Raw genomic sequence first — 12,164 nt, forward strand, 5'->3', positions numbered from 1 at the left:
TATCCATAACCAAATGCTGCGGACCCCACCGCTGTCGCGGTCACGGTTATGTGAAGAACCGACCATGCCCCCACCGTCCATCCACCGGAGTACGCCATGGCCCTGACCGCCCACCAGCTGATGATGCGCTTTGGCGAGCGCGACCTGTTCCAGATTGAGCAGCTCTCCATCGCGGCCGGCGACGCCATCTGGCTGCGCGGCGCGAACGGGGTGGGCAAGACCACATTGCTCAAGATCCTGGCCGGCCTGCTCACCCCGACCCGGGGCCACACCAACCTCCCCTCTGGCTGGCGTGGCAAGCTCGGCCAGTGGCTCAAGCGCGATCCGGGGCCAGGCCGGGTCACCTACCTACACCAGACCCCCTACCTGTTTGATCGCAGCGTGCACGACAACGTGGCCTGGGCCCTCGGCCATCGCGCCGCCGACGAGGTGCGGGTGTTCGAGGCGCTGCGCCGGGTCGAACTGGAGAGCCTGGCACGCGAGCACATCAGCATTTTGTCTGGCGGCGAACGCCAGCGGCTGGCCATGGCCCGCGCCTGGGCACTGCAGCCCGCCTTTTTGCTGATGGACGAGCCCACCGCCAATCTGGATGCACATTCGGTTGCCCTGATGGCCGCCATGGCGCAAGATCTGCGGGAACAGGGCAGCGGCCTGGTCATCATCAGCCACCAGAGCAACGATCTGACCGACCTGTGCGAGCGGCAATGGACCCTCGCCCGGGGCCGGCTGCATGAACCCACTCCTTTGAAAATCATCGAGCGACATGACCTCAAACAGCGAACCTCGTACTGACCGCTTTCCCGTCTCCGCCGTGGTGCTGGCCGGCGGCCGTGCCACCCGCATGGGGGGTGCCGACAAGGGCTGGGTCGAGTTGGCGGGCCGCCCGCTCATCGACCACGTGCTTGACCGACTGAGGCCCCAGGTGGACGAGATCCTGATCAACGCCAACCGCAGCCAGGCCCGCTACCAGGCGTTGGCCCCGGTCATCGGCGACGACAACCCCGACTATCTCGGCCCGCTGGCGGGCATGCAGGCAGGCCTTGCCGCCGCCCGTCACGACTGGGTACTGTTCGTGCCCTGTGACGGCCCCGCCCTGCCCCGCGATCTGATGGCGCGCTTTCGCGCCGCCCTGACCCCGGCGACCGAGCTGGTGGTAGCCCACGACGGCGACTGGCTGCAACCCGTGGTGGCCCTGCTGCACAAATCCCTGCTCCCCTCCCTGTCCGCCGCGCTGGCCGAGGGAGAGCGCAAAATCGATATCTGGTTTGCCCGCCACCAGATGGCGGTGGTGAGCTTTGCCGACCAGCCGGATGCCTTCATCAATCTCAACAGCCCGGACGAGCTGGCCGCCTACGAGGCGCGCCTGCCAGACACCGCGACCGGACAAGGAGCCACCTCATGACCCCGGCCCCCACCCTGCCCCTGCTCGGCTTTGCCGCCTGGAGCGGCACCGGCAAGACCACCTTGCTCGAGCAGCTCATCCCCCTGCTGGTGAGCCGCGGCCTGCGCCTCGGGGTGCTCAAGCACGCCCACCACGACTTTGACATCGACCAGCCGGGCAAAGACAGCCACCGCCTGCGTCAGGCCGGCGCCAGCCAGATGATGGTGGCCTCCCGCCGCCGTCACGCCCGCATCGTTGAGACCGATCTGGGTGAGGCCGATTTTCGCGAGCTGCTGGCCAGCTTCGATCAGCGCAGCCTCGACCTGCTGCTGGTGGAAGGGTTCAAGCACGAGCACTTCCCGAAAATCGAGCTGCACCGCGCCGCCATCGGCAAGCCGCTGCTGTTCCCGAGTGATCGCGACATCATCGCCGTGGCCAGCGATCAGCCCCAGCAGACCACCCTGCCCCGGCTCGACATCAATGATCTGGAGGCCATCGCCGACTTCGTCTGTGCCTACCTGGCGCAGAGCCGGCAGCAGGAGCAGGCACCGGGGGCCGGTTTCCTGTCGGTCGAGGGGGCGCGCCAGGCCATCCTCGACACTCTCGAGCCCACCACCCGCAGCATCGACCTGCCGCTCGCCCGCTGCCACGGCGCCGTGCTGGCGGGGGATCTCGTCAGCCCCATCAATGTGCCGCCCCACGCCAACTCGGCGATGGACGGCATTGGCCTGCGTAGCGACGATCTCGCCGCCGGCCGCTGGCAGCTGGTGGGAGAAGTGCTGGCGGGCCAGCCGCGCAGCGAGCCGGTGCTGGCGGGACAGGCGGTGCAGATCATGACCGGCGCCCCGCTCCCCCCCGGCGTCGACACCGTGGTGATGCGCGAAGAGACCCAGCTTGACGGTGAGTGGGTCAGCGTCAGCGCCCCCGTCAAGGCGGGGCAGAACGTGCGCCAGGCCGGGGAAGATCTGGCGCTGGGCGCGGTCGCTATCCCAGCCGGCACCCGCCTCGGCGCCCCTCAGCTCGGGCTTGCTGCTTCTCTGGGGCAGGCAACGCTGACGGTGCGCGCACCGCTCAAGGTGGCGCTGTTCAGTACCGGCGACGAGGTGCAGGCACCGGGCGAGACGCTCGCCCCCGGCCACATCTTCGACAGCAACCGCTTCACCCTGATGGCCCTCATCGCCGGGGCCGGCTGCGAGGTGATGGACCTTGGCATCATCCCCGATGATCCCGTCATCCTGCGCCAACAGCTGGCACAGGCCGCGGCCGACGCAGACCTGGTGCTGAGCTCGGGCGGGGTGTCGGTGGGCAATGCCGACTTCATCAAGCAGGTGCTCGCCGAGCTTGGCCAGATCGCCTTCTGGCGCATCCAGATGCGGCCGGGCCGTCCGCTCGCCTTCGGCAAGCTGGGGCAGACCCCCTTCTTCGGCCTGCCCGGCAACCCGGTGGCGGCCATGATCTGCTTCCTGCAATTCGTCGAGCCCGCCATCGCCCGCCTGCAGGGCCGGGTGTGGCAGCCGCTGCGCCTGTCGGCGCTGGCCGAGCAGCAGATGAAGAGCCGGCCGGGACGCACCGAGTTCCTGCGCGGCATCTTCCATCAGGATGCCAGTGGCGTGCTGCGGGTTCGCACCACCGGGCCGCAGGGCTCCGGCATCCTCAGCTCCATGAGCGATGCCAACTGCCTGATTGAAATCGTCCCCGCCCAGCCAGCCATCGCGGTCGGCGAGCGGGTCTGGATCCACCCACTCCAGGGACGAGTGGCCTGATACCGGTGTCCACCCCGCCGGGCGTGGCGGGGTGGCTGCCCCCATGAAATCCGAGGCTTGTCCCTTGCGCCTGAATGCCCCCCTCTCCCGACTCGATCTGTTGATCTACGGTCACTACCGCATCGTCCACGGCCTGCGCATCGCGCTCGCCTTCATGCTCACCTTTCTGCTGACCCGCGAGCTCAAGCTGCCGGAAAGCACCTGGCCCCTCATCACCCTGGTGGTGGTGATGGGCCCCATCTCGTTCTGGGGCAATGTGCTGTCGCGCGCCCTGCAGCGGGTGGTCGGCACCATCTTCGGCGCCAGCTGCGGGGTGGTGGCGCTCTATCTCGAGCTCTACTCCCTGCCGCTGATGCTGCTGTGGTGCGGCTGCATCATGTTTCTGTGCGGCTATCTGGCACTCGGCAAGCGCCCTTACGTGGGGCTGCTCATCGGCATCACCCTCGGCGTCACCATGGGGGCCATGCCCGGCGACATCGAAACCGCCCTGTGGCGCAGTGCCGACGTGATCCTGGGCTCATTGCTGGCGCTGCTGTTTTGCAGCATCTATCCCCAGCGCGCCTACAGCCACTGGCGGCTGCAGATGCACGACACCCTGCAGCAGGCCCAGCGGCTCTATCATACCCACCTCTCCCCCAACGTGCTGGAACGGCCACGGCTCGCCCACAGCCACGCCAGATTGCTCTCCAAGATGGTGAGTCTGCGCCCCCTGCTGACCCCGGCGGTCAAGGAGACTCGCCTTGGCAGCGCCCTGTTCGAAGCGATCCAGACCACCATGCGCAACACCTTCTGCACCCTGGAGATGCTGGCCAACACCTACTGGCGCGATCGCCAGAGCCACTTTTTGATGCAGAGCACCCCGGAGCTGCGCGCCTGCCAGCAGGCGACCGAGGCGCTGATGAGCGAGCTGGCGCTGATGCTCAAGAGCGGCGAGCTGCAGGGCTCGGAGCTGGCCATCAGCCGTTTGCAGGAGGCGGCCGGCCGGGTGCGCATCGACGCCGGCGGCGAAGCCGCCATCAGCGGCTATCTGTGGCTCAACCTGCAGCTCACCGAGCAGCTCATCCACCTGCGCCGGCTGCTGGGCCTGGTGATGCACCCGCCCCGCAGTCAGAGCCACCCATAACAAAACGCCCCGCAAAGCGGGGCGTTGTCGTTAAAAGGCCAATGACTTGAGGCCCGATATGGCGCCAACATTAACTGGCGTTTGCCAGCGGCTGCTCGAGCGGGAGGTAGAGGGAAAAATCCTGGATCCCCGCCTGCAGGGCAGTAAAGCAGTCCGGATCAATGGCCGACCCCAGCGTCTCAGCCATCATCTCCAGCGCCTGGGGCACCGGGATGGCGCCTCGATAGGGCCGTTTGGCCGTGATGGCATCAAAAATGTCGGCCGTGGTGATGATGCGGGTCTCCAAGGCTATCTCGTCCCCTTTCAATCCTTTGGGGTAACCCTTGCCATCGAGGCGCTCATGATGCGCCCCCGCCACTTGCGCCAGCTCCTCGAACGCCCCGATGCGACTCAGGATCTCCTCGGTATAGGCGGCATGCATCTGCACGGCGGCCCACTCCTGCGCATCCAGCTTGCCCGGCTTGTCGAGAATGGCGTTGCTCACCCCCAGCTTACCCACGTCGTGGAGCAGAGCGCCGCGCTTGAGCCAGCGTCGTCGCTGCTCGGACAAGCCCATCTGGGTGGCGAGGATGTCGGTATAGAGCGCCACCCGGCCACTATGACCGGCGGTGTAGGGACTTTTGGAGTCCACCACCTGGCCGAACGCCGCCGCGATCTCATCCAGATAGTCTTCATCCAGAGCGACTTCCCCCTGCCCGGCCGGGTGAACGAACACCCACTCAGCCAACCTGGGATCCGCCAGTCCTTGCCAGAAGTCGTCATCCGCCAACGCCTCAAACTCGCTAACCAATTGAGGATCAAACCAGCTGCCGCTGCGCTCGCGCAGCTCTTTGAGGGCTGCATCCGGGCCAGCTGCGGCGTGAAACACATCCACCACCTGGCAGAGCAGGGCAATACGGGAGAAGAGCGGAATCGCGTCACCGGCCAGTTGCAACGGTCGACCTTTGCCGTTCCAGTGCTCGTCCAGAGAGAGGATGCCGGCGGCGACTTCTTCACTGAACCGCAACTGGCGAGCAATGTCCGCCCCCCGATGACAACGGGTCTGGATCAATTCGTTGGCTATCTGATCGCCGTTGCGAAAGATGTGAAACAGGCTGCGAAAACGCCCCAGCAGGTCCGCCTGCAGGCCGGTATGGCCCAGCACGAAGTTGACCACCTCGGAGAGGGAGCCATCCACCAGCTTGAAGTCGCGTTTGAAGTGAAGATCGTCGGTGAGATAGAGCTCGCAGATACGGGCCGCATTGCTGCTGCACCCCAGATCCTTGAGCAGCAGCATGTAATAGAGATCATGGCGCTGCCGGGCATCCAGCGCCAACCGTTCGGCCAGCCGGGAACCTATCCAGCAACAGCGAATGCAGTGCCCTCTTGGTTGCCCCTCGGTCATGTCGAGTGCATGACTGAGGGAACCAATCAACTCTGCCAACCGCAATCCATTCACCGTCATAGCCTGCTCCCTTGGACATCATGGCGATCTTGCCTGCTGACTAGGTATACCTTATCCAGAGAGGAATAGATCTGGATTCAGATGAATTTACGCCTCGGCGCTGCCAGTCCGGGCTTTTTCTTCCAGCTGGGCCGGCGTCAGGGTCGACACCAGCCGGCCGTCGAAATAGATGTCCAGCAGCTCGCCGCGCTTTTCGCCACGCATCAGGCTGCTGCGCCCGTCCAGGTAGTGCACCTCCATCTGGGCGGTGCGCTCGTCCGGGTAGCTCACCTCCACCTCGCGCACCCCTTGCGGCAGCATGGCCAGCGGCACCTTGTTGAGGGACGGGTCCAGGTGCTGATTGACCTTGATCAGGGCATCCAGCTTCTGATCCACCAGCGCAGGCGACTTGCCGGTGATGGGGTTCTTGCCAGACCAGAATTCGATGGTGTTGAACACGAACAGATCGGCGGTGGCCGCCAGGCCGTAGACCGGCGAGAGCAGGACGAAGACCCCGGCCCGACCGTAACGGTTGTCCACCACGCTGAGGTTGCCCTTGGTCACCATGGAGGAGAGCCCCATCTGCCCCATGCAGCCGCTCAGCCCCACGCTTGCCACCATGCCCGCCAGCAGCGCCAGTGCCCTGCCCTTTCTTCTCATTGCCATCGTCTTCGCTTGCTCCAGAAATAATGAGGCGGCAAGCCTAAACAGGCCGCCGCCAGCGGGCAATTCACAAGCAGGGAGCGATACAGCGGGGGTTCAGACTGGGATATCGACTGCTCACCATTCATACAGCCTGTCGAAATAACGGTCAGGGTGACAGCCCGTTTCTGGCGAGACAGGCACCCTGACCGGTATCAGATGGAGAGGCTGGAGACGGTCGCCGAGACGTTGTTGGCCTCCTCCCGGATCTCCGCCATCACCTCGTTGACCTTGTCGATCTGCTGCTTGCCGAGCTCGGCGCTGCCGGCCACCCTGGCCATGTCATCGGTCACCCTAGCGGTCAGCTCACGGTTCTTCTGCACCACCTTGGCTATCTCGTCGGTAGAGAGCGACGTACGCGCCGCCAGCTGGCGTACCTCATCGGCCACCACTGCGAAACCGCGCCCCTGATCCCCGGCCCGGGCCGCCTCGATGGCCGCATTGAGGGCAAGTAGATTGGTCTGATCGGCGATGCTGCTGATGGTGGAGACGATGGCCTCGATGTTTTTGGACTGCTCGTTGAGCTGGTTGATGAGCAGTATGGTCTTGTCAACCTGCTCGCTGATGAGCGACGAGGTGTCCACCACAGAGCGCAGCAGATCCGCCCCCTGCTCGGCACTGCGCAGGGTCTCCTGCGCCGTGGCATGAGCCACTTGGGCGGCATCGCGCACCGCGTGGCTCTTGGTGACCCGCTCGGTGATGTCGCTGGCAAACTTGATGACCCGGCTCACCTTGCCGCTCTCGTCCCGGATCGGGTTGTAGGTGGCCTCCAGCCAGATCGCCTCGCCGTGGCTGTTGCGCCGCAAGAAGAGCCCGGACTTGAACTGGCCCTGAGCCAGCTCCTCCCAGAAGCGGGGGTGCTCCTCATAGAAGGCGTCATCGCAGAACATGCGGTGATTGCGTCCCTTGAGATCGCTCAAGGTATATCCGACACAGCTCAGGAAGTTGGCGTTGGCCGAGATGATGTCGCCATTCGGGGTGAACTCGATCATCGCCAGCGAACGTTCCAGCGCCTTGGTGACCGCTTCCTGACGCAGCAATTGCTGATGCTTGGCGGTGACGTCGCTGGCGATCTTGATCACCTGAGTCACCCGCCCCTGCGACTTGACCGGGAAGTAGCTCGCCTCCAGCCAGAGCACCTCGCCCCGCTTGTTGAGGCGCGAGAAGATGCCGGACTTGACCCGGCCCTGCTTGAGCTGGGCCCAGAACTGCTGGTAATCGGCAGAACGGGTCAGCTCCTGGCTGCAAAACATCCGGTGGTGCTGCCCCTGCAACTCCATCGCGCTGTAACCCATCAGGTTCAAGAATGGCTGGTTGGCCTCCAGGATCTCGCCATCCGGGGTGAACATGATGGTCGCGATTCCTTCCTTGACCGCCTCCACGAAGCCCTGGGATTCGGCCAGCTGTGCCTGGCAGGCCTGCAACTGCGCCTTCAGCTTGTTGTTGAACATGGATGTCATACCTCTGTACTGACAAGGTGGATACGGGCACAAGACTCGGCGCTAGGGTGAACCGGCACAAGCCTGTTGAGGCTGATCTTAGTAGAGCACCGGGGTGCGATCAGAATTCGGCCGATATTTTGCCACAGCCGACGAGGGGCTCGCAGTGCAGCCTGCGCCTGATACGTGCAAGGTCCGGCGAGGGATCACCCGGGCTGCCACTCCAGATAAGCGGGATTGGCCACAAAACCGATCCGCTCATAGAGCGGGCGCCCCTCGTCGCTGGCATGCAGCCAGACCCGGCCCAGTTGCTGCGCTCTGGCATAATCCGCCATCTGATCCAGCAGGGCGCCCGCCAACCCCTGCCGGCGGTGGGCCGGCAGGGTATACATGTTGAGCAGATAGCCCTCCTTCCCCGCCAGGTTGCCGGGATAGGGCGGGCGCACGAAGAGGGCCAGGGTCGCACTCGCCACCACCTCGCCATCCACTTCCGCCACCCAGGAGCGGGCGCTCTCCTCGGCCTGCGCCGTGCTGAAGTAGCGGCTGGTTGCCTGCCAGAGATCGAGGTCAGCCAGCGGTTCGCTCAGCTCCCCCACCTCGCAAAACAGTGCCATGCGCAGGGTCACCAGCGCGGGAATGTCTGCCTGCGTTGCCTGACGGATGATCATCGGCGCTTCTCCTTGTGACGCTCGTTGAGGTGAATAGGCCCCCCGCGGGCGCCTGAACAAAGCGCCAGTGTGGAGACTTCACGCCCGCCTGGCAAGGCGCCACTGGTCCCAGGCCAGCGGCCCCGCGCCCCAGACGACCAGGGTCAGCAGCATCCAGCCCCACAGCTGGTGATCGTAAAAACCGCCGGCCCAGAGGGTGGGATAGGAGATCACCGCCACCATGTTGAAGGCAAACAACAGGGCGGCGACCGGCCGGGTAAAGAGCCCGACCAGCAGCAACACCGGCAGCAGCAGCTCGGTGGCCGTGCCAAGCCAGGCCGCCCACTGCCAGGGCAGCAGGGGCACCTGATACTCGAACTCGAACAGATAGAGGGTGCTGTCCCAGGCGCTCAGCTTGAGCCAGCCGGAACGAAAGAAGGCCGCCGCCACCCAACATCTGGCCAGCAGCAACAGGGCACCGCTCAGCCACCAGGGAACGGTGGGGCCCACCGGTTGCATCAGTGTCCACTTGTGATTTGTCATCGAATTTACTCCAGCATTGAGGTCACATCGACCAACAGGCCCAGGGTGACGAGGCGGGACAGAGACTCTGCAGCCTGCGAGTCCCGCGCCAGCAGGGCCGACAGGGAAATGCCCTGGCGACAGCCATCCAGCAGGCGCCACTCTCCTTCGTTCAGGCTCAGCGGCAACACCCGGCAATCGGGCTGTTTCTTGAGGACGAGCCAGGCGGGAGCCGCCAGATCCTGCACTGTCTCGCCTTCGTGCAGAGCCATCTGCCAGAGGGCATCAACCGGGCGCGGGCTGTCAAACAGAGACAGATCGCAGGCCGGGATCAGCACCAGCGTCTGCCAGGCTGCTGGCGACAGGGCGGCTACCCGCTCGGCCGGCCAGTGGCGTCCCTCGGCAGCCAGCAAACTGGTGCGCTCCAGTGCCCACTCGAAGCGGGCCAGCTCCCCCAGCCAGGGCAGATTTGCGGTGGTCGGCAGCCGGGCAAGCCACTCGCCAAAGCCGGCGCCGTAATGCATCACGCTCCCTTCGCAGAGCGGCTCTGCCAGCACGAAGCCGCGCGCCGCAGCGTCGAAAAACGCCTCCCCCACCAAGGCTTTGACGGCCGGGTAGCTGCCCGCCAGCACCTCGCCAAGGCTCAGGATGAAGTGGTTGCGATAAACCTGCAGCACGGCATCCGCCGTAAAGAGACGGGAGTGGATGTGGGGCAGGATGGCCTCGCTCTGGCCAAGCAGCCCCTCGGCAAACTGCTGCTGCCGGCGAGCCAGTTCAGACATGGGCGGCCTCCGGCACAAGATCAGCGGCCATGGCGGCGTCCAGCATGGCGCTCGCGCGCTCGGCCTCCGCCAACAGCACGGGGAGCGGCGGTATCTCGAGGTCCCACTCGATCAGGGTGGGAATGGCGCGCTGGCGGCAGATCTCCTCATAGAGGGCCCACACCGGTTCGCTCACCGGCGCGCTGTGGGTATCGATATAGAGGTGCCCCTGCGGCAGGGACTGATCGGTAAAACCGGCCAGGTGAATTTCACCCACCGTGGCGATGTCGATGGCAGCAAGATAGTCGCGGCATGCAAAGCCGTGGTTGAAGGCACTGACGTAGAGGTTGTTGAGATCGAGCAGGATGGCGCAGTCGCTGCGCCGCTGCAGCTCCGCCAGAAACTCCCACTCCGGCATCTCCCCCGCCAGTTGCAGGTATGAAGAGGGGTTCTCGATCAGCAGCCGGCAGCCGAGCGCCTCCTGCACCTGCATGATCTTGTCGCTCATGTTGAGCAGGCTCTCCCGGGTATAAGGGACCGGCAGCAGATCGTTGAAGTGGCGCCCCCCAATGCTGCCCCAGCTGAGGTGCTCCGAAATGCGCACCGGTTTGATGGCGCGGGCCAGCGCCGAGAGGCTGGCGAGGTGATCAAGGTCGAGTGCATCGGCCGAGCCCAGCGACATGCCAACACCGTGCAGGCTGACGGGATAGTGCCGGGCCAGCTCGCTCAGCACCTGAAAACCCCGGCTGTGACGTTCAAAGTAATTTTCGCTGTGCACCTCCAGCCAGCCAACCGCCGGCAGGGTGCGCAATATCTCGTCGTAATGGGGCGTGCGCAATCCAATACCAATCAAGGGGTTCATCGCAAAGCCTCGCTGAAAACCAGCCAAAAGAAGGCCACGGTGCCCCTAAGGCAACACCGTGGCACCCAGCCTTACTTGGGTTGCAGCGAGCCGCCTGCCAGCTTCTCGCACAGCCCCTTTGGCACCACTACGAAGGCGTCACCCTGGGCATCCATCTTGGCGGTACCGGCACAGGAGCTGGTCTTGGTCGCGCAATCGTTCTTGCTCGCCTTCACCACCCCGTAGCACTTCTCCTTCTCATCAGCCGCCATGGCCGGGGCGGCGACGAACTGGGCGCCGAGGGCCAGCAGACCGGTCATGGCGGAGGCAATGGCAGTGCTCTTTTTAACGTTCATTCTCTGTTCCTTCTGATTGTGTGTGGTGTGCCCGATCGGTCACGACCGGATGCCCTCCATAGAACCGGAGCGCCGACGAATTGATTTCAAAAAAAATGCAAAATCGACACATCTATAAAAAACACAATTGGCAAAATATTGTTTTTAAAGGGTTATTCCATTCCCCTTTCAAATGTTCTTTCGCCATGAAAATGTGCACTGCGCCACCCTGCCGCCGCCAATCCCCGGGTTGCAGGCAATAAAAAACCCCGCCAGAGGGCGGGGTCTGATTGGCACGATACCACCGTGCGGGCATCGGCGGTCGATACTTAATGACAAAAAAGACAGCCGCAGCTGTCTTTTTCAATTGAAACCTGACTTAGTAGAAGATCCGCTCGCCACGCTCGCTCATCTTGAGCCATACCGGCTTGGTGCTGGTCTTGTTCCAGATCCGGTGCAGATAGCTGTAGAAACGGGCCCGATCGCTGCGAAACAGCATCACGGGGAAGGCCAGCATACCCACCAGCAGCACATAGATGCGACGAAGAATTATCTGAGTCAGGGAATAGGGATGAAACATGATAGAACTCCTTACTGGTAAGACCACTGAGCAAAGATTACTCCACAATTTGTAGGATTACTACACCAAGATTCCCATTTTTTTGCAAAAAGATCCCTTAAAAGCCTTAAAGTGAAATTGGGTTACATCCATTAACTTACAAGCAACAAAAGCTGGCAAAGCAGCTCCCGTCGACCAGATTTAATGAGTTGGCACTCAAGATGGAGTCGGTGCGATGAAACCCGCAGAAATGGCGATCATAGGGATACTGGGCCTGCTGCTCTGGTCGGAATGGCAGGATTGGCAGCTCAACCAGGCCGACAGCATCACGCTGGCCTACAAGGGAGCACCGATCGTCAGCATGTGGCAATGCGGCCAGTTGAAACAGAAGATGATGGATGTGACCGAACACTCGGCCGAAGTGCAGTTTCAATACCGGGGACAGGACCTGACGCAGGTCAACCGCTATCTGGAACGGGAGTGGCAGCAGCAGGGCTGTGAGCAGCTGTTGTTGCAGCAAGGATATTGAGCAGAGTGATCCGCACCGGGCTGGTGTGATGAAAATACTTTATGGGATGAGACTAGGAGAAGATGGAGGCACGTTCCGGAGTCGAACCGGACTAAACGGATTTGCAATCCGCTGCATAACCGCTTTGCTAACGCGCCAT

The 12,164-nt window shown here is 63.5% G+C and carries 14 protein-coding genes and 1 tRNA gene; 5 read left to right on the forward strand and 10 right to left on the reverse strand.

Features of this window, described 5'->3' with window-relative positions; translation table 11 throughout:
* Positions 1-96 precede the first annotated feature (96 nt).
* From OKB87_RS12735 to OKB87_RS12750, 4 genes are all read left to right on the forward strand, one after another.
* Positions 97-792, forward strand: coding sequence for an energy-coupling factor ABC transporter ATP-binding protein (locus OKB87_RS12735; RefSeq protein ID WP_005303221.1), 696 nt, complete (start codon positions 97-99; stop codon positions 790-792).
* A complete protein-coding gene (mobA, locus tag OKB87_RS12740) occupies positions 764-1,402 on the forward strand; it encodes a molybdenum cofactor guanylyltransferase MobA (protein WP_268032397.1) in 639 nt (212 codons plus the stop codon). Before OKB87_RS12735 ends, mobA begins: the two co-directional genes overlap by 29 nt.
* Positions 1,399-3,144, forward strand: coding sequence for a bifunctional molybdopterin-guanine dinucleotide biosynthesis adaptor protein MobB/molybdopterin molybdotransferase MoeA (locus OKB87_RS12745; protein WP_270827654.1), 1,746 nt, complete (start codon positions 1,399-1,401; stop codon positions 3,142-3,144). Before mobA ends, OKB87_RS12745 begins: the two co-directional genes overlap by 4 nt.
* 64 nt (positions 3,145-3,208) lie before the next feature.
* Positions 3,209-4,267, forward strand: coding sequence for an FUSC family protein (locus tag OKB87_RS12750; protein ID WP_270827664.1), 1,059 nt, complete (start codon positions 3,209-3,211; stop codon positions 4,265-4,267).
* A gap of 70 nt (positions 4,268-4,337) precedes the next feature.
* Here the strand turns inward: OKB87_RS12750 and OKB87_RS12755 are convergent, their stop codons facing one another.
* The 9 genes from OKB87_RS12755 to OKB87_RS12795 all read right to left on the reverse strand — a co-directional run bounded on the left by OKB87_RS12755 (position 4,338) and on the right by OKB87_RS12795 (position 11,517).
* Positions 4,338-5,711 carry an HD-GYP domain-containing protein gene (locus OKB87_RS12755; RefSeq protein WP_270827655.1) on the reverse strand — a complete coding sequence of 458 codons (1,374 nt, stop codon included), beginning with the start codon at positions 5,709-5,711 and terminating at the stop codon, positions 4,338-4,340.
* 87 nt (positions 5,712-5,798) lie between these two features.
* On the reverse strand, positions 5,799-6,419 hold the full coding sequence (locus OKB87_RS12760; RefSeq protein WP_270827656.1) for a DUF3332 domain-containing protein: 621 nt from the start codon (positions 6,417-6,419) through the stop codon (positions 5,799-5,801).
* 128 nt (positions 6,420-6,547) lie between these two features.
* Complete coding sequence (locus OKB87_RS12765) at positions 6,548-7,843, reverse strand: methyl-accepting chemotaxis protein (RefSeq protein WP_270827658.1); 1,296 nt, start codon at positions 7,841-7,843, stop codon at positions 6,548-6,550.
* 194 nt (positions 7,844-8,037) lie between these two features.
* A complete protein-coding gene (locus tag OKB87_RS12770; RefSeq protein WP_135319233.1) occupies positions 8,038-8,499 on the reverse strand; it encodes a GNAT family N-acetyltransferase in 462 nt (153 codons plus the stop codon).
* A 78-nt stretch (positions 8,500-8,577) separates the two neighbouring features.
* Positions 8,578-9,021: a DoxX family protein gene (locus OKB87_RS12775; protein WP_106553085.1), complete on the reverse strand. Its 444-nt coding sequence runs from the start codon at positions 9,019-9,021 to the stop codon at positions 8,578-8,580.
* Positions 9,022-9,026: 5 nt separating this feature from the next.
* Entirely contained in the window at positions 9,027-9,782 is a 756-nt protein-coding gene (locus tag OKB87_RS12780; protein ID WP_270827659.1) for an HvfC/BufC N-terminal domain-containing protein, read from the reverse strand.
* Positions 9,775-10,623 carry an MNIO family bufferin maturase gene (gene bufB, locus OKB87_RS12785; protein ID WP_139391590.1) on the reverse strand — a complete coding sequence of 283 codons (849 nt, stop codon included), beginning with the start codon at positions 10,621-10,623 and terminating at the stop codon, positions 9,775-9,777. The genes OKB87_RS12780 and bufB overlap by 8 nt, the downstream gene beginning before the upstream one ends.
* A 71-nt stretch (positions 10,624-10,694) precedes the next feature.
* Positions 10,695-10,958 (reverse strand): BufA1 family periplasmic bufferin-type metallophore, encoded by a 264-nt coding sequence (locus OKB87_RS12790; protein WP_016351554.1) that lies wholly within the window; start codon positions 10,956-10,958, stop codon positions 10,695-10,697.
* A gap of 358 nt (positions 10,959-11,316) precedes the next feature.
* A complete protein-coding gene (locus OKB87_RS12795) occupies positions 11,317-11,517 on the reverse strand; it encodes a YbfA family protein (RefSeq protein WP_011706879.1) in 201 nt (66 codons plus the stop codon).
* A gap of 214 nt (positions 11,518-11,731) precedes the next feature.
* Here OKB87_RS12795 and OKB87_RS12800 point away from each other — a divergent pair, with 214 nt between their 5' ends.
* Positions 11,732-12,025: a hypothetical protein gene (locus OKB87_RS12800; protein WP_085735594.1), complete on the forward strand. Its 294-nt coding sequence runs from the start codon at positions 11,732-11,734 to the stop codon at positions 12,023-12,025.
* Between the two features lie 63 nt (positions 12,026-12,088).
* Here OKB87_RS12800 and OKB87_RS12805 read toward each other — a convergent pair.
* Positions 12,089-12,162: transfer RNA gene (locus OKB87_RS12805), tRNA-Cys, on the reverse strand.
* Positions 12,163-12,164: the final 2 nt, after the last annotated feature.

Source organism: Aeromonas sp. Y318-1 (assembly GCF_027706125.1).
In the GTDB taxonomy this organism is placed as follows: domain Bacteria; phylum Pseudomonadota; class Gammaproteobacteria; order Enterobacterales; family Aeromonadaceae; genus Aeromonas; species Aeromonas hydrophila.

Bases quoted from the DNA above. Each gene is read 5' to 3' on its own strand.
- OKB87_RS12780 (WP_270827659.1), bottom strand. From the start codon at position 9,782: ATGTCTGAACTGGCTCGCCGGCAGCAGCAGTTTGCCGAGGGGCTGCTT.
- OKB87_RS12795 (WP_011706879.1), bottom strand. From the start codon at position 11,517: ATGTTTCATCCCTATTCCCTGACTCAGATAATTCTTCGTCGCATCTAT.
- OKB87_RS12775 (WP_106553085.1), bottom strand. From the start codon at position 9,021: ATGACAAATCACAAGTGGACACTGATGCAACCGGTGGGCCCCACCGTT.
- OKB87_RS12765 (WP_270827658.1), bottom strand. From the start codon at position 7,843: ATGTTCAACAACAAGCTGAAGGCGCAGTTGCAGGCCTGCCAGGCACAG.
- OKB87_RS12770 (WP_135319233.1), bottom strand. From the start codon at position 8,499: ATGATCATCCGTCAGGCAACGCAGGCAGACATTCCCGCGCTGGTGACC.
- OKB87_RS12735 (WP_005303221.1), top strand. From the start codon at position 97: ATGGCCCTGACCGCCCACCAGCTGATGATGCGCTTTGGCGAGCGCGAC.
- OKB87_RS12755 (WP_270827655.1), bottom strand. From the start codon at position 5,711: ATGACGGTGAATGGATTGCGGTTGGCAGAGTTGATTGGTTCCCTCAGT.
- OKB87_RS12800 (WP_085735594.1), top strand. From the start codon at position 11,732: ATGAAACCCGCAGAAATGGCGATCATAGGGATACTGGGCCTGCTGCTC.
- mobA (WP_268032397.1), top strand. From the start codon at position 764: ATGACCTCAAACAGCGAACCTCGTACTGACCGCTTTCCCGTCTCCGCC.
- bufB (WP_139391590.1), bottom strand. From the start codon at position 10,623: ATGAACCCCTTGATTGGTATTGGATTGCGCACGCCCCATTACGACGAG.
- OKB87_RS12745 (WP_270827654.1), top strand. From the start codon at position 1,399: ATGACCCCGGCCCCCACCCTGCCCCTGCTCGGCTTTGCCGCCTGGAGC.
- OKB87_RS12790 (WP_016351554.1), bottom strand. From the start codon at position 10,958: ATGAACGTTAAAAAGAGCACTGCCATTGCCTCCGCCATGACCGGTCTG.